Raw genomic sequence first — 16,144 nt, 5'->3', positions numbered from 1 at the left:
CTGATTGGAAATTAATAAGACCAGAGCCCTGATCTTTTAAAAAGAATCATAAAAAAATCCGGAAACTAAAAGCTTCCGGATTTTTTTCAATTTATAACTTAAGAAGGGTTTACCCGTTCATAGAGATCAGGAACTCTTCGTTGTTTTTGGTTTGTTTAATCCTATCGTTAATAAATTCCATAGCTTCTATAGGATTCATATCGGCAAGATATTTACGCAACACCCACATTCTTTGTATCGTGTTTTCATCAAGTAATAAGTCGTCTCGACGTGTACTCGAAGAAGTAAGATCAATCGCAGGGAAAATTCTACGGTTCGCAATTTTTCTATCTAATTGCAGCTCCATGTTTCCTGTTCCTTTAAATTCTTCAAAGATCACTTCGTCCATTTTAGAACCGGTATCGGTAAGGGCGGTAGCGATAATTGATAATGAACCACCGTTTTCAATATTACGGGCAGCACCAAAGAAACGTTTTGGTTTATGTAGGGCATTTGCGTCTACACCACCACTCAATACTTTTCCACTTGCAGGCTGTACGGTGTTGTATGCACGCGCCAAACGAGTAATAGAATCTAAAAGAATCACAACATCGTGACCACATTCTACCAAACGCTTTGCTTTTTCTAAAACGATATTCGCAACTCGCACGTGTTCGTGAGCTTCTTTATCAAAAGTAGAAGCTACCACTTCACCTCGTACATTACGTTGCATATCGGTAACCTCTTCAGGGCGTTCATCAATAAGTAAAACTATTTGATAAACCTCAGGATGGTTCGCTGCAATTGCATTAGCAATATCCTTAAGCAACATTGTTTTACCAGTTTTAGGCTGGGAAACTATCATACCACGCTGGCCTTTTCCAATAGGGGAAAAGAGGTCCATAATACGGGTAGATAAGCTGCTTTGCTTTTCAGCAATATTGAATTTTTCCTTTGGGAAAAGTGGAGTTAAGTGTTCAAAAGAAACACGGTCTCTCACAACCTGAGGATCCAATCCATTAATTTTGTTGATCTTGATTAATGGGAAATATTTCTCACCTTCTTTTGGAGGTCTTATTTGCCCTAATACGGTGTCTCCGGTTTTTAATCCGAATAAGCGAATTTGCGACTGGGATACATAAATATCATCGGGAGATGTAAGGTAATTGTAGTCTGAAGATCTTAGGAAACCATAGTTGTCCTGCATAATGTCTAGTACACCTTCACTCTCAATAATCGCATCAAACTCATAATCTGGTTCGCGGTAGCGATTACGGCCATCACGGTTTCCGCTCTCGCGGCTTCCGTTATTTTTACTGCGTGTATCTTTTTTATGCTCACGAGGATTGTTCTTCTGGTTTTTAGAAGAATTATCGTCTCTTGTGTCCTTTGGCTTTTGCTCCGGCTTTTTATTTTCTCTTGGCTTTGAAGGTGTTTCTTCTTTTTTAGGAGAATTGCTTTCCTTTTTTGCCGGACGCGAATCTTTGGTCTCTGCGGTTGCAGCAGCCCTGGGTGGCTTTTTATTACTCCCTACTTTGCCACCTTTTTTAGCCTGTGGTTTTTCTGAAGATTTACTTTGTACTTCACTTTTTGGAGTTTCCTCCTTTTTTGTGTCGTCTGTAAGTGCTTCTTTCGCCTTTTTAGGGTTGGCAGCCTGATAGTCCAGGATTTGATATACCAGATCTAATTTTTTCAAGGTCCTGAATTTTGGGACATTTAAAGATTTAGCGATATCCTGCAACTCAGGAAGCTTTTTAGCTTTTAATTCTGAAATTTCAAACATGGATAATTAAAAATAAATTTGTGTTTGGGTTGATTGTTAAACTTCTCGAGGAAGAATCGAAAAAAATTTGGAGACTTAAGTAACCTGTTTTGAATTGGTTACGAAATGTTCCTGCAAGTATACAACTTTATTTTAATATTTTGAATAGCAATTCTAAAAAGAATCTTTATTTTTGTTCGCGAATTTCACTGGAAGATATGCTACAACGAATCCAAACTATATATTTACTTATTGCTGTTATTGTGAGTGGAGGGCTAATTTTTGCTTTTTCGCTCTGGGAAAATTCTGAAGGAGTTGCAATGTATGCACAAGATTATCTTATGGTTTTTATTGCATTTCTTGCTTCAGCTTTGTTATCTTTGGTGAGTATTTTTATGTTCAAAAACAGAAAGCTTCAATTTGTATTGGGGCGTCTAAATATCTTATTAAACTTTTTTTTACTAGGAGTGTTTGTTTATTGGTCGCTAAGTTTACCTGGAGAAATGGATATTTCAGAGAAGGGTATTGGGATGTTTCTTCCAATCATTTCTATCGTTTTTCTTGTTTTGGCCAATAAGGCCATTAAAAAGGACGAAGATCTCGTAAAATCTGTGGACCGATTACGATAAGCCTATCATCTTAGTAGTATTAGTGCGTGAAAACCCGAAGTGAAAGCTTCGGGTTTTTTAGTTTTTATAAGCATTAATAAGATGCCACTAATACACGAATATCTTTAATTATTGTACTTGTTTTTACAAAAACAATAAAAGTTCCTTCCCTTTTTCAAGGGAAGGTGGCACATCATAGATGGGACGGAAGGGTTCATTACGGAGTCAGGAAGACTCTTATATTAAAAGAGCTGATGCGGAATATTACTCGGAGCGTGGTAATCTTTAGATCAAAAGTTTTTATTGAATTTATTAGAAGAGATTGCTTCAGTCGTGCCTCCATTGCAACAACTAGAGTTTCAAAATGCATATTGGTTACTGCGACTGCCCGCTGCAAACTGATACTGTATACTGAAACTGCTTACTGCCACCTAAAGAACTGCCTACTAACTCTTGAGTTCTATCACTTCTAAATCCTTGATTTCTCCTGCGTCAATTTTAAATCTAAGCATAGTACGTTTTTTATGGAATCCCTGCTTTCCTGCTGCTCCCGGATTCATATGAAGTAATCCCAGGGTTTTGTCGTTCATAACCTTTAAAATATGGGAGTGCCCGCTAATAAAGAGTTTTGGCGGATTTCTTTTAATTTCTTCCCTAATTGCAGGTGAGTATTTGCCGGGGTAACCGCCAATATGCGTAATCCAGACATCTACTCCTTCACATTTAAAACGCTGGTGAAGCGGAAACTCTTTTCTTATCTCTGCATCGTCAATGTTACCGTAAACTGCTCTTAAGGGTTTTACTTTTTTTAATTCATCGGTAATATCGGTTATGCCAATATCGCCGGCGTGCCATATTTCATCGGCTTCCGCTGCGTAATGTAGAATTCTTTCGTCAATATGACTATGGGTGTCGCTTAACAGCAATATTTTTTTCAAATCGGGATTGTTTTTGTTTATAGAATCATTTTGAAACCGATGCCTTCAAAGGATTTAAGCTTCTAATAAATGCCTTATCTTTGCAGTTCGCAAATATAAAAATAAAGAACTCGGTTGAGGTATTTTTTAGAACTGGCATATTTTGGAAAGGCTTATCACGGTTGGCAAAATCAACCAAACGCAATTTCGGTTCAGGAAGAAATAGAACGGGCTCTTTCGGTTGTTTTTCAACAAAAAGTAGCTATTGTTGGCGCAGGAAGAACAGATGCCGGGGTGCACGCCAAACAGATCTTTGCACATTTTGATACCGATAACGAACTTGAAAAAGAAGCTTTTCACTTTAAAATGAATTCCTTACTTCCGGCAGATATAGCTTTACGGGATTTCTTTGAAGTAAAACCTGATGCACATGCTCGTTTTGATGCTTTAAGCCGGAGTTATGAATATCATATCGTTCAGCATAAAGATCCTTTTTTAGAAGATAGAAGTTATTTTTTGAAGAATAAGCTGGATGTTGAAAAAATGAATAAGGCCGCAGAAATCTTAAAGGATTATACTAATTTTAAGTGTTTTTCAAAGTCTAAAACCGATGTAAAAACCTATAATTGCAAGATTACTGAGGCGGTTTGGAAAATTGAAAATGGAGTGTTGGTTTTTCATATTTCAGCCGACAGATTTTTAAGGAATATGGTGCGTGCAATTGTGGGAACCTTACTGGAAATTGGTTTGGGGAAGCAACCTATTGAAAATATGCACGAGGTTATAAAAAGTAAAGACAGGAGTAAGGCGGGAACTTCGGTGCCTGCAAAAGCATTATACCTTACCAGGGTTACTTATCCGGAAATAGCAATAAAATAAATGGCATCTAAAACAGGTAACGCATTCGATTTTGATTTATTTAAGCGCCTGCTTAAATACACTAATCCCTACAAAGTAACTTTCTATTTTGTGGCGGTTGCTGCTATTTTACTTTCATTTTTTGCTGTTTTAAGACCCTATTTATTGAAGGTTACTGTAGACGATGCAATTACACCTCAGGATTATGATAACCTGGTTTTTTATGTGGGTTTAATGGCCGGGGTTTTAGTGCTGGAAGTTATTTTTCAGTTTCTATTTGTGTATTTCGCCAACTGGTTAGGGCAGGAAGTGGTTAGAGACCTTCGTGTAAACCTTTTTAAACATATGCTCGGTTTTAAAATGACTTATTTCGATAAGTCGGCAGTTGGGCGTTTGGTAACCCGTGCGGTAAGCGATATTGAAACTATTGCCAGTATTTTTAGCCAGGGGCTTTTTATGATTATCAGTGATATTCTAAAAATGCTGGTGGTAATAGGCTTTATGTTTTACCAGAGCTGGCAGTTAACCTTGTTGGTATTGACCGTGCTTCCGCTAATTATGTACGCTACGCGTGTTTTTCAGAAGAAAATGAAAGTCGCTTTTGAAGAAGTAAGAACACAGGTTGCCAATCTAAATACCTTTGTGCAGGAGCGAATTACCGGGATGAAGATCGTGCAGCTCTTTACCCGCGAAAAAGAAGAATACAAGAATTTTAAAGAAATTAATAATAAACACCGAAATGCCTGGGTAAAAACGGTTTGGTATAACTCTATTTTCTTTCCAATTGCTGAAATGGCAACTTCTATAACCATTGGTTTAATCGTTTGGTTTGGTGGTTTACGTGCGGTTGCAGACGATGGAATTACACTGGGTGTGATAATTGCCTTTATTGAATTATCTCAACTACTTTTTAGGCCGCTACGTCAAATCGCCGATAAATTTAATACGTTGCAAATGGGGATGGTTGCTGCGAATCGTGTTTTTGGAATTTTAGATACCGATTCTTCTATTAGTAACGAAGGTAAAATTGAAGTTGAAGACCTAAAAGGCGAGATAGAATTTAAAAATGTTCGTTTCAGCTATACCGATGATGAGGAAGTTTTAAAAGGCGTTTCATTTAAAGCAAATGCCGGCGAAACTATTGCTATTGTTGGTGCTACCGGCGCCGGGAAATCTACGGTAATCAATTTACTGAATCGTTTTTATGAAATAGATAGCGGGCAAATTCTTGTAGACGGCATTGATATAAAAGATATTACCCTGGAATCTTTACGCTCTGAAATTGCGGTGGTGTTGCAAAACGTTTTCCTTTTTGCTGATACTATTCTTGCCAATATAAACTTAAGTAATCCAGATATCACTGAAGAAGACGTGATTAATGCAGCCAAACAGATTGGTATTCACAATTTCATCAATACCTTGCCTAATGCTTATCATTATAATGTAAAAGAGCGGGGAGCCATGTTATCTTCTGGGCAGCGCCAGCTTATTTCTTTTTTACGGGCTTATATGAGTAATCCAAGTATTTTAATCCTGGATGAAGCAACGTCTTCAGTTGATACTTATAGCGAACTTTTAATCCAAAAAGCCACCGATAAGATCACGAAAGGCAGAACCTCAATTGTAATTGCCCATAGGCTTGCTACTATCAAAAAGGCCGACAAAATTATGGTAATGGATGCTGGTGAAATTGTGGAAATAGGAACTCATACCCAACTGCTTCAGAAGAAAGGTGGATACTACAAAAACCTTTATGAAGTTCAGTTTATGGCAGAGGAGAGCTTATAAACTCGAGGAAATTTAAGGAAAGCAATTAGGGATAATTCGGAAAATTGTTATAGAATTTCAAGAGTAAACCTTTTGAAATTAAACCTTCTATGAGCGATTACAGAAGATCTTCTTTAATTCGATCTATAAGTTCGTCGTTGCTTTCAAACATTACAAATTCCCCGTCTCGTACATAAGAAATCTGACCCGTTTCCTCGCTCACTACAAGTGCAAGCGCATCGGTTTTTTCCGTAATTCCAACAGCCGCACGGTGACGTAACCCAAATCTAAGCGGAATAGACCTATCGTTAGAAACCGGAAGAATTACGCGAGTGGCGGTAATCTTGTTATCTTCTATTACCATTGCACCATCGTGAAGTGGTGAATTCTTGTAGAAAATAGATTCTATAATAGGTTGATTGAGTTCAATATTCATATCGTCTCCGGAATTTTTTACAAAATCCAGGTTCGTGTTTTTCTGAATAATAATTAAGGCACCCGTATAACTTTGTCCCATGGCTTCACAGGCAGAAATAATGTCATCTACATTGGTGCTGGTTTCCAGGTCACCTTTTAAAAATCTAAGCTGAGTAAAGAATTTTCCTTTTTGCGTGAAATTTGTTGACCCAATCATTAACAGGAATTTCCTGATTTCCTGTTGAAAAACTACGATTAGGGCAAACATTCCCACTCCTATAAACTCACCAAGAACGCTGCTTAGAAGCTCCATTTGGAGTAATTCGGTAAGGCTTCCCATGAGGTAAATAATCACGATTCCTATAAAGATATTTACCGCAACTGTTCCTTTTACTAATTTATATAGATAATACAGCAGGAATGCGACAAATACAATATCCAGCACATCTAGAAAACGAAGATTGATTATATCCAAATTAGTGGGGTTTTTTGTAAAAATAGAAAATATGCGGCTACTTATTAAGTTCTGCAAATAATTTAGTGCATTCTACCGCTTCTTTTACATCGTGTACTCTCAAAATATTGGCGCCTTTAGATAGAGCTATGGTATTTAAGAAGGTAGTTCCGTTTAAAGCTTCTGCTGCCGATGTTTTTAAAGTTTTATAGATCAATGATTTTCTTGAATGTCCTGCCAATAAAGGGAGTTCTAAAGTTTTAAAGAGTTCCATTTTAGAAAGCAATTCAAAATTCTGATCAATATTCTTAGCAAAGCCAAAGCCTGGATCTACAATAAGATCATTTATGCCTAAAGCTCTTGCCGCACTTATTTTTTCTGAAAAATAGAATAAAATATCCTGCAAAAGATCATCATATTGGTTGAGGTCTTTCATAGTTTGTGGTGTGCCACGCATGTGCATCATAATATAAGGCACTTGGTGCTTTGCCACGGTTTTCATCATTTCAGGATCTAAATTTCCTGCAGAAATATCGTTAATTATGGCTGCGCCGGCTTCAATACTTTGTTCGGCTACATTTGCGCGAAAAGTATCTACAGAAATTAATGTTTCCGGGAAATGTTTTAAAATATTTTCTATTGCGGGAAGTACACGTTTCAACTCTTCGGTTTCCTCAACTTTGGGTGCTCCGGGCGGAGTACTATAGCCACCAACATCAATAAAATCGGCGCCATCTTTCAGCATTTTTTCTACCTGTTTAAGAATATCTTTTTCCGAAGTTTTTCGACTTTCAGCATAAAAAGAATTGGGAGTGGTATTAATGATCCCCATTACTTTAGGGTTGTTAAGATCTATAAGTTTGCCTTTGCAATTTATGGTCATTTTCGTGAGATTTTAATTGAATATTCTGAAGTGAAAAACAATGATTTTTAAAGTTCAATTCAGAAATTATAAAATGTGGTTTTAATATTAATTCTGTTTTAAATAATTTATGCTTGTTCTTTTTTCCATTGATGAAAAAAGAACCAAAAAAATCTAGGCTTACGAAACTTTATCTAAATTTATCGTTCAGCGCCTAAATTTCAGGAACTCGCTATAAGAAATCAACTAAAAAAAAGAAATTAATTTAGCTCAAACAGCCTAAAATTTCACGGTGCATCACTTCAATTTTCACGATAAATTTTCGGTAGGCCGCTTAAAAATCCACATTACAAAGTATAAAAAAATAAAACCTCAATATTAGAAAGTAGGAGGTTATACATAATTATTAATATTTGAAAGGATTTGTAAAAAACGATTAGATTAATATTGTTTTACTATCTAAAATATTTGCACGAAATTTACGGAAATTAGATCTCTTTTATGCAGAATACCTCAAAACAGTATGACGCGGTGGTGGCTACCTGCCGCAGCCTGTTTATTAACAAGATGAAAGATTACGGAAGCGCCTGGAGAATTCTTAGGCTTCCGTCACTTACCGATCAAATTTTTATAAAAGCCCAGCGCATAAGAAAACTCCAGGAAAATGGAGTGAGAAAAGTAGATGAGGATGAGAAATCTGAATTTATAGGAATCATCAATTACTCGATCATGGCTTTAATTCAGTTAAAAAAAGGCGTTGTCGCCCAACCAGATCTTGGGGTGGAAGAAGCTGCAGAGCTTTATGATGAAAACATAGCTGAAACCAAAGCCCTGATGATGAATAAAAATCACGATTATGGCGAGGCCTGGCGAGATATGCGGGTAAGTTCTTTAACCGATCTAATTATTCAAAAATTATTGCGTGTAAAGCAAATTGAAGATAATAAAGGGAAAACCTTGGTGAGCGAAGGGATTGATGCGAATTACCAGGATATGATAAATTATTCCATATTCGCAATGATTCTAATGAGTGAAGAAGAAGCATAGGTTTTATAACTTTTCAGAAGATAAAAGCATTTTATAAATAAAGGAGCATGAAATTATTAGTAGGAATTTCCAGAGTACTGGTTGGAGTATTATTTATTTTTTCAGGATTTATAAAACTCAATGATCCACTGGGATTTTCTTATAAACTACAGGAATATTTTAGTCCGGAGGTTTTAGGGCTTGATGTTCTGGTTCCATTTTCACTGGTAATCGCTATAGTATTGGTGGTTTTTGAGCTGGTGGTGGGGATTATGCTTCTAATTGGTTACCTGCCTAAATTTACCCTCTGGAGCTTGCTTTTAATGATCGTTTTCTTTACGTTTCTTACCTTTTATTCGGCTTATTTCAACAAGGTTACAGATTGTGGATGTTTTGGAGATGCGATCCCGTTAACCCCCTGGCAGTCGTTCATTAAAGATGTTATTCTGCTGATTTTTATATTGATACTTTTCTTTAACCGAAAATTGATCACTCCCGTTTTTAATCCTATTTCACATCGCTGGATCATTTTTTTATCCTTTATGCTTTGTTTTTGGTTTTGCTACCATGTATTGATGCATTTGCCGGTCTTTGATTTTAGGGCTTATAAGATTGGAAATAATATTGAAGAATTAATGCAGGTGCCTGAAGACGCTCAAAAAGCCGTCTATGAATATGAGTGGACTTTTAATCAAAATGGCGAAGAAGTAAAAGTAACTACAGATGGTACTTATCCTAATCAGGAAGGGGAATTTGTTGGCGTGGAAACTACGATGATCGAGGAAGGATACGTGCCTCCAATCCAGGATTTTGAAATTGAAGACAATGGCGAGGTGATCACCAGTCAAATTCTCGATGCTGAGAAGCTTTTTATGGTAGTAGCCTATGATCTTTCACATACCGAGCAGGAAGGTTTTAAAGCCATTCAGAAACTAGCAGCAGAAGCTGAAGAAAAGGGCTATAAAGTAGTTGGTTTAACTGCTTCAAATGATGCAGATCAGCAAAAAATCATAAATAAATTCAAGCTCGATTTTGAATTTTACCAGGTAGATAAAAAAGTTCTACAAACCATTGTAAGGTCTAATCCCGGACTTCTGGTTTTGGAAAAAGGAACAATTACCCAGAAAAAGCACTGGTTTGATGCAGGCGATATAAAATTATAAATCATCCTTAAGATTTTTTAAAATATTGGTAAAAAGCCAATCTTCAGTCGGCTTGGGCACAGCTATGTTTATACTTATCGATATATTTGTAGGAGTGCGGATTTTTTCCGCGGAAATAATTAAAATCAACTAAGAAATTATGAGAAAAAAGATAGTAGCCGGAAACTGGAAAATGAACAATGATCTTGCTGAAACGCAAGATTTGCTTTCACATTTAAAAATGCAATTGGTAAAAGAGCCTGAAGCCGAAGTTATGGTGGCGCCGGCTTTTACTAATTTATATTCAGCTTTTCAAGGTTTAAAAGATACTCCTGTACAGGTTGTGGCGCAAAATATGCACCAGGCAGAGAACGGAGCTTATACCGGAGAAGTGTCAGCAAAAATGCTTAAAAGTATTGGTGTAGATACGGTTATTCTTGGCCATAGTGAACGCCGTGCCCATTTTGGAGAAACCAACGATATTCTTGCCGAAAAAGTAAATTCAGCGCTTAAAAGCGAGATGAAAATTATTTTTTGCTTTGGGGAAGAACTTGCCGATAGGAAAAGCGATAAGCATTTTGATCTTGTTGCGAAACAACTAGAGGAGAGTTTATATCAAATTTCAGAAGCAGATTGGAAAAATGTGATCTTAGCATACGAACCGGTTTGGGCAATTGGCACCGGGGAGACCGCTTCGCCAGAACAAGCGCAGGAAATGCACGCTTTTATCAGAAAGAATATTTCAGAAAAATTCAATGATAAAATCGCACAAAATGTTTCTATCCTTTATGGAGGAAGTGTGAAACCAGCAAATGCCAAAGAGATCTTTGCAAAAGAAGATGTGGACGGCGGACTTATTGGTGGAGCTAGTCTTAAAGCGGTAGATTTTGTGGAAATTATAAATGCCTTTTAAGTATGTCTTCAAACTATCTCGAATTCAAGTTTAAAATAGAACCGCTGCAGCCTGCCTCGGAAATCCTTGTAGCAGAGCTGGGCTATTTGGGGTTTGAGAGTTTTGTGGAAGAAGAAGATGGCATTACAGCCTATATCCCTGCCGAGGAATACGAAGATGATCTCCTGGCAGGGGTTCATATTTTACAATCAGAGGATTTTGAAATCACCTATTCTAAAGGAGAAATAGAACAGGTAAACTGGAATGAGGAATGGGAAAAGAATTTCAATCCCATTATGGTAAACGATATTTGTAGTGTGCGAGCACCCTTTCATCCCGAGCCCGATGTTGAATATGATATCGTAATTGAACCAAAAATGTCTTTTGGAACAGGTCATCACGCTACCACGCATATGATGATTCAGCATATATTAAAAAATGACTGGAACGATAAAGCTGTGCTCGATATGGGTTGCGGCACCGGTGTGTTAGCTATCCTGGCAAGTTTAAAAGGGGCGAAGTTTGTTGACGCTATTGATATTGATAATTGGTGTTACCAGAATACCATGGAAAATGTAGGCAGAAATGATTGCGATAATATTAATGTAGAAGAGGGCGGAGCCGAATTACTGCAGGATAGAAAGTATGATATGATTCTTGCTAATATTAATAGAAACATTTTACTAAGGGATCTTCCTATTTATGTAGACTGTCTTAATAAGGGTGGAGACCTCTTTTTAAGCGGATTTTATGAGGAAGATATTCCGGTAATTAAAGAAGCCTGTATAAAACTTGGGCTAACTTATATAGAACATTTCGAAAGTAGTAATTGGGTGGCTGTAAAGTTTTCAGCATAAGCATTTTATAGATAATTTGTATCTTTGAGGTTTTAAAATTGTAAATGAAGATGAGTACTAAAGAAGAAGTATTAGAAGAGGTGAAGACCACCACGCAGAAGGAGAATGAGATCGTACTTTATAATGACGATTACAATACGTTTGATCACGTAATAGAAACTTTAATATATGCCTGCGAGCATACTCCAGTGCAGGCTGAACAATGTGCTATTCTGGTGCATTATAAAGGGAAGTGTACGGTTAAAACCGGTTCTTTTGATGAATTAAAACCCAGATGTTCAAAATTATTAGAAGAAGGACTAAGTGCAGAGATAGTTTAGACTAAAAAAATCAAAGATTTATTTCCAGATTATAAAAATAATAATATATTTGCAGCCGCTTAACCGCTTAGGAAAAGCAATGATTTAATGGCCTTGTGGCGCAACTGAATAGCGCACCTGATTACGGCTCAGGAGGTTCCAGGTTTGAATCCTGGCAAGGTCACTTAAAAGATTAACAAATCTTTTTAAAACCGCGCAAATCTTATGATTAGCGCGGTTTTTTAGTTTTTGGGTTTTTATTTTATTTGATAGTATTCAAATTGTAATGAGAACTAAAAGGTTACCTTAATTTTCAAATGTAACCTAAGGTTACGTTTAAGGTAAAAGCTTATATTTGAACTTGTATTGTTGATTTGACTTCATCTAAATTTTAAATGTTTAATTTAAAGATGACAGCAATGCGAACTAAAAACACATTTTCAGTACATTTTTGGGTGAAACCCACAAATGAAAAGGTTAACCAGGGAATTATCTATGCCAGGATAACTGTGAACCAACGAAGGGTCCTCGTCAGTTTAAAGCGTAAAATTTCATTTGATTTATGGGATTCTTCGAAAAAGAAAGTAAAGGGAACTTCTTCAGAGGCAAAACAAATAAATCACTATTTGGATTCTACTAAAGCCCGAATTTTCCAATGTTATCAGGATTTAAATTCAAGTGGTAAGAAAATTACTGCCCAGCTAATCAAAGCGACTTACCTAGGAGAAGATGAGAACTCTAAATCACTTCAGAATCTTATAGATTATCATTCCAGAAAAATAGAACATACCTTATCTCCTGGGACTATTAAAAATTTCAAAATAACTGAAGGTTATATTTTTAAATTTTTAAAGAAAGAAAAAAAGACAACCGATGTATATCTAAGAGAATTGAACTATAAGTTCCTCTGCGATTTTGAAGATTTTCTAGGCTCTTACTATCCAAAAGGGCATCCAAAAGCTATGGGGCATAATACTATTATGAAGCATATTCAGCGCTTACGAAAAATGGTTACACTAGCTTATAATATGGAATGGATAGATAAAGATCCCTTTCGCCGTTGGAAAAATACTTTTGAGAAAAAAGATCGGGAATTCTTGTCAGTTGGTGAGTTGTCCAATTTGGAAACTTATGAGTTCCCGGTAGAAAGGCTTGATCGTGTTCGCGATCTATTTGTCTTCAGTTGTTACACAGGTATCAGTTATGTTGATATAATGAAGCTTACTAAAGATAATATTTCCATTGGTTTAGATAGAAATAAATGGATTATTTCTAAAAGGCAAAAGACTAATACACCAATTAAAGTTCCCTTATTAGAGCCTGTTATGGAAATGATTAAGAAATATGAAGAACACCCTATGACCATTGTCTCAGGAACCTTATTACCTAAAATCACGAATGAGAAATTAAACGTTTATTTAAAAGAAGTTGCTATTCTATGTGGGATAAAGAAGATTTTGACCTTTCATATGGCCAGGCATACCTTTGCAACTACAGTTACTTTAAGTAATGGTGTGCCAATAGAAACAGTTTCTAAACTCTTAGGGCATACCAAAATTTCTACAACTCAGATTTATGCCAGAGTTTTGGAAAACAAGATTAGCCAGGATATGAATGCTTTACGTGGAATTCTGAAACAGAAGAAAGATGAAGATTCCACTCAAAATCCAAATGTGGCATCTTGAATTCACACATAAAGGGGCAATACTTTTTATTGTTTGCCCCTTTTTATATCACTTTGTTATTTTAAAAATTTCTCTTTTTGCTAATAAAATTTATTTAAAACATATTATTTTATTTCTTAAATTTCTGCTGCCCAATCGATTGGAAGTCTTAAGCATACCCTCGATTAAACAAATCTTATAATAAGCGACATTACAGGAAAAGATATCCCCTATCTCTATTCCAAAAGAACGTGATTTATAAATCAGCGATTATTTGAGATGGAACCTAATCAATTCCAAATTAAATTTAACTGTAATTAGTTTCATTTGTTATGTTTAGGACTATCGATTTTCCCGTTTATCGTCAAATGGATCAAATGGATTGTGGGCCATCTTGTTTAAAGATGCTCACAGAATTCTTCGGAAAAAAATATGATCTGCAATATTTAAGACAAATCTCTTTTTTGCAAAAGGATGGAGCGTCTTTGGGAGGACTTTCCGAGGCATTAAGCAAATTGGGAATAGAATCAGTCGGAATCAAAGTAAATTTTCAGGAATTAATTTCAGAAATTCCCCTTCCTGCTATTGCACATTGGGAGGGGAATCATTTTATAATTATTTATAAGGTTAACCACAAGTTCATTTATGTCTCCGACCCGGCCTATGGCAAGTTGAAATACCGCCATAATGAGTTCATCAGCAAATGGACTGAGGCAGAGAATAAACAGGGTGTTCTTCTTTTGGTAGAACCCAATAATAATTTTTTAGATGAGGAACCTCCAGAAGTAGGGCAGAGAAATAGTCTGGGTTTTCTTCTTCACTATCTCAAACCTTACAAAAGATATATAAACCAGCTATTTCTGGGTTTAATAATTGCCGCTACCATTCAGTTAATGCTTCCTTTCCTTACCCAGAGCCTGGTGGACTACGGAATTAATTATGAAGATTTTGGTTTCATCAACCTTATATTATTATCACAGTTCTTTCTATTTCTAACGCGATCCGCATCAGAAGTGATCAGAGACTGGATCCTGTTGTATATAAATTCACGAGTAAATATTCAGATGCTTTCAGATTTTTTGGGAAAACTACTAAGCCTTCCTTTAGCATATTTTGAATCAAAAAACACCGGTGATTTTATGCAAAGAATCTATGATCATCAAAGGATAGACGAGTTTCTAACCGGCCGTGGCTTAAATATTCCTTTTGATATCTTTTCTATAGTAGTATTCGGATTAGTGCTGTTTTACTTCCATCCCCATATTGCACTTATCTTCTTTACCGGCACTTCTTTGTTTTTCGGTTGGTCATTATTATTTATGAAAAGAAAGGAACTTTTGGATAACCAGCTTTTCGACCTTAACAGGAAAGACCAATCCCTATTTCTGCAGATCATTCTGGCTGTTTCCGAAATTAAATTAAACAATTCTGAGAACAGGAGGAAAGGGGAGTGGGAACTTAACCAAAATGGTCTTTTCAGGATAAAGTCAAAGATTTTAAGCGTAGGGCAGGCTCAAATTAAAGGCGGTTTATTCTTAAATGAATTAACCAATATTTTGATAATTTTCTGGTCTGCAAAAGCCGTGATCACAGGTCAAATTACTTTAGGGGCTATGCTGGCTATCCAATTTATTATTGGCTCACTGTCCTTGCCTATATCGAATATGATCAATTTTCTTACAGATTACCAGAGCGCCAAACTCTCTTTTAATAGATTGTCTGAAGTACATAATCAAAAACCTGAAGATAACAGAAGAAGGTATGACAATACCATACCCGAAGGAGATCTTCGGCTAAGGAATCTAAGTTTTGGATATGGAAACCCTTCCTTACCTCCTTTGTTAAATGATTTGAATATCACGATTCCTAAAGGAAAGATCACTGCAATTGTTGGGTCAAGCGGTTCAGGAAAGACAACTTTATTAAAAATGCTTTTGAAATTTTATAAACCCTGGAAAGGTACTTTGAAAGTCGGAGATGAAGATCTTCGTGATATTAATACATCTTTTTGGAGAAGCAGGTGTGGAGTGGTAATGCAGGATGGTTGTCTTTTTAACGATACTATTGAAAGAAATATTACAGAATCACAACCAGATATTCCGGTGGATCGAATCTCCTTGCGAAAAGCTGTAGAAATGGTTAATCTAAATGAATTTATTGAAAAACTACCTCTTGGGTACCAGACAAAGATTGGTGAAAATGGGCAACTCCTTAGTGGCGGAGAGAGACAAAGAATTTTACTTGCAAGGGCAGTTTATAAAAATCCAGATTATTTATTCCTTGATGAGGCCACCAGCTCCCTGGTGGATGAGCCGGTCAAAGTGAACCACGTGCGCCGGATGAAAGTGAGCATAGCAAACTAAGTGCTCAAAATCGATTCTATTATGGTTAAATTTACTATTTATTTTTAAGTTTTTTCCTCATTGATTCCCCCTTGATATCTATTCTGTGAGCGGTATGAACTAAACGATCCAGTATGGCGTCTGCAATGGTCTGTTCTCCGATAATCTCGTGCCAGGCCTCTACCGGTAACTGGGAGGCTATTATAGTAGATTTTTTTCCGTGCCTATCTTCAATAATTTCCATCAGGGAGTGTCTGTTAATATTATCCAGACCTTTAAGTCCAAAGTCATCAAGTAT

General features: G+C 36.4%; 15 protein-coding genes and 1 tRNA gene. 11 read left to right on the top strand and 5 right to left on the bottom strand.

All coding sequences use genetic code 11. From position 1 onward, the window contains the following. Window positions 1-109 precede the first annotated feature (109 nt). Window positions 110-1,762, bottom strand: coding sequence for a transcription termination factor Rho (gene rho / locus B5440_RS14090; RefSeq protein WP_070054620.1), 1,653 nt, complete (start codon window positions 1,760-1,762; stop codon window positions 110-112). A 197-nt stretch (window positions 1,763-1,959) separates the two neighbouring features. Here rho and B5440_RS14085 point away from each other — a divergent pair, with 197 nt between their 5' ends. After that, complete coding sequence (locus B5440_RS14085; protein ID WP_070054643.1) at window positions 1,960-2,370, top strand: DUF4293 domain-containing protein; 411 nt, start codon at window positions 1,960-1,962, stop codon at window positions 2,368-2,370. A 425-nt stretch (window positions 2,371-2,795) separates the two neighbouring features. Here B5440_RS14085 and B5440_RS14080 read toward each other — a convergent pair whose 3' ends face one another. After that, window positions 2,796-3,287: a metallophosphoesterase family protein gene (locus tag B5440_RS14080; RefSeq protein ID WP_070054619.1), complete on the bottom strand. Its 492-nt coding sequence runs from the start codon at window positions 3,285-3,287 to the stop codon at window positions 2,796-2,798. 114 nt (window positions 3,288-3,401) lie between these two features. On the opposite strand from B5440_RS14080, the gene truA reads away from it, so the two are divergent. Beyond that, window positions 3,402-4,145 carry a tRNA pseudouridine(38-40) synthase TruA gene (gene truA / locus B5440_RS14075; RefSeq protein WP_070054618.1) on the top strand — a complete coding sequence of 248 codons (744 nt, stop codon included), beginning with the start codon at window positions 3,402-3,404 and terminating at the stop codon, window positions 4,143-4,145. Next, the gene (locus B5440_RS14070) at window positions 4,146-5,912 is read left to right on the top strand and encodes an ABC transporter ATP-binding protein (RefSeq protein WP_070054617.1); all 1,767 of its coding nucleotides are present in this window, start codon (window positions 4,146-4,148) and stop codon (window positions 5,910-5,912) included. It begins immediately after the preceding gene. A gap of 97 nt (window positions 5,913-6,009) precedes the next feature. On the opposite strand, the gene cdaA is transcribed toward B5440_RS14070, so the two are convergent. Then, a complete protein-coding gene (gene cdaA, locus B5440_RS14065) occupies window positions 6,010-6,783 on the bottom strand; it encodes a diadenylate cyclase CdaA (RefSeq protein ID WP_070054616.1) in 774 nt (257 codons plus the stop codon). Between the two features lie 37 nt (window positions 6,784-6,820). Further along, on the bottom strand, window positions 6,821-7,645 hold the full coding sequence (folP, locus tag B5440_RS14060; protein WP_070054615.1) for a dihydropteroate synthase: 825 nt from the start codon (window positions 7,643-7,645) through the stop codon (window positions 6,821-6,823). 480 nt (window positions 7,646-8,125) lie between these two features. Between folP and B5440_RS14055 the strand changes: the two genes are divergently transcribed. The 8 genes from B5440_RS14055 to B5440_RS14020 all read left to right on the top strand — a co-directional run bounded on the left by B5440_RS14055 (window position 8,126) and on the right by B5440_RS14020 (window position 15,867). After that, window positions 8,126-8,671 carry a DUF1599 domain-containing protein gene (locus B5440_RS14055; protein WP_070054614.1) on the top strand — a complete coding sequence of 182 codons (546 nt, stop codon included), beginning with the start codon at window positions 8,126-8,128 and terminating at the stop codon, window positions 8,669-8,671. 47 nt (window positions 8,672-8,718) lie between these two features. Next, window positions 8,719-9,813 (top strand): BT_3928 family protein, encoded by a 1,095-nt coding sequence (locus B5440_RS14050; protein WP_070054613.1) that lies wholly within the window; start codon window positions 8,719-8,721, stop codon window positions 9,811-9,813. Window positions 9,814-9,952: 139 nt separating this feature from the next. Continuing rightward, window positions 9,953-10,705 carry a triose-phosphate isomerase gene (tpiA, locus tag B5440_RS14045; protein WP_070054612.1) on the top strand — a complete coding sequence of 251 codons (753 nt, stop codon included), beginning with the start codon at window positions 9,953-9,955 and terminating at the stop codon, window positions 10,703-10,705. 2 nt (window positions 10,706-10,707) lie between these two features. Continuing rightward, window positions 10,708-11,541 (top strand): 50S ribosomal protein L11 methyltransferase, encoded by an 834-nt coding sequence (gene prmA, locus B5440_RS14040; RefSeq protein ID WP_070054611.1) that lies wholly within the window; start codon window positions 10,708-10,710, stop codon window positions 11,539-11,541. Between the two features lie 50 nt (window positions 11,542-11,591). After that, window positions 11,592-11,861, top strand: coding sequence for an ATP-dependent Clp protease adaptor ClpS (locus B5440_RS14035; protein ID WP_070054610.1), 270 nt, complete (start codon window positions 11,592-11,594; stop codon window positions 11,859-11,861). Window positions 11,862-11,950: 89 nt separating this feature from the next. Then, window positions 11,951-12,024 (top strand) — tRNA-Arg (locus B5440_RS14030). 235 nt (window positions 12,025-12,259) lie between these two features. Next, window positions 12,260-13,525 carry a site-specific integrase gene (locus B5440_RS14025; RefSeq protein ID WP_070054642.1) on the top strand — a complete coding sequence of 422 codons (1,266 nt, stop codon included), beginning with the start codon at window positions 12,260-12,262 and terminating at the stop codon, window positions 13,523-13,525. Between the two features lie 311 nt (window positions 13,526-13,836). Next, the gene (locus tag B5440_RS14020) at window positions 13,837-15,867 is read left to right on the top strand and encodes a peptidase domain-containing ABC transporter (RefSeq protein ID WP_079711164.1); all 2,031 of its coding nucleotides are present in this window, start codon (window positions 13,837-13,839) and stop codon (window positions 15,865-15,867) included. A gap of 34 nt (window positions 15,868-15,901) precedes the next feature. Here B5440_RS14020 and B5440_RS14015 read toward each other — a convergent pair. Beyond that, on the bottom strand, window positions 15,902-16,144 hold a 243-nt coding region (locus B5440_RS14015; protein WP_159447425.1), incomplete at its 5' end, for an ATP-binding protein.

The organism is Salegentibacter salarius, from assembly GCF_900168265.1.
Classification (GTDB): Bacteria; Bacteroidota; Bacteroidia; order Flavobacteriales; family Flavobacteriaceae; genus Salegentibacter; species Salegentibacter salarius.
Note: the sequence above shows the minus strand (reverse complement) of the source record. Positions and strands in the feature narration are given on the sequence as shown.

Coding starts and splice junctions, on each gene's coding strand:
- rho (WP_070054620.1), bottom strand. CDS start 1,762: ATGTTTGAAATTTCAGAATTAAAAGCTAAAAAGCTTCCTGAGTTGCAG.
- B5440_RS14085 (WP_070054643.1), top strand. CDS start 1,960: ATGCTACAACGAATCCAAACTATATATTTACTTATTGCTGTTATTGTG.
- B5440_RS14070 (WP_070054617.1), top strand. CDS start 4,146: ATGGCATCTAAAACAGGTAACGCATTCGATTTTGATTTATTTAAGCGC.
- folP (WP_070054615.1), bottom strand. CDS start 7,645: ATGACCATAAATTGCAAAGGCAAACTTATAGATCTTAACAACCCTAAA.
- B5440_RS14055 (WP_070054614.1), top strand. CDS start 8,126: ATGCAGAATACCTCAAAACAGTATGACGCGGTGGTGGCTACCTGCCGC.
- B5440_RS14050 (WP_070054613.1), top strand. CDS start 8,719: ATGAAATTATTAGTAGGAATTTCCAGAGTACTGGTTGGAGTATTATTT.
- tpiA (WP_070054612.1), top strand. CDS start 9,953: ATGAGAAAAAAGATAGTAGCCGGAAACTGGAAAATGAACAATGATCTT.
- prmA (WP_070054611.1), top strand. CDS start 10,708: ATGTCTTCAAACTATCTCGAATTCAAGTTTAAAATAGAACCGCTGCAG.
- B5440_RS14035 (WP_070054610.1), top strand. CDS start 11,592: ATGAGTACTAAAGAAGAAGTATTAGAAGAGGTGAAGACCACCACGCAG.
- B5440_RS14025 (WP_070054642.1), top strand. CDS start 12,260: ATGCGAACTAAAAACACATTTTCAGTACATTTTTGGGTGAAACCCACA.
- B5440_RS14020 (WP_079711164.1), top strand. CDS start 13,837: ATGTTTAGGACTATCGATTTTCCCGTTTATCGTCAAATGGATCAAATG.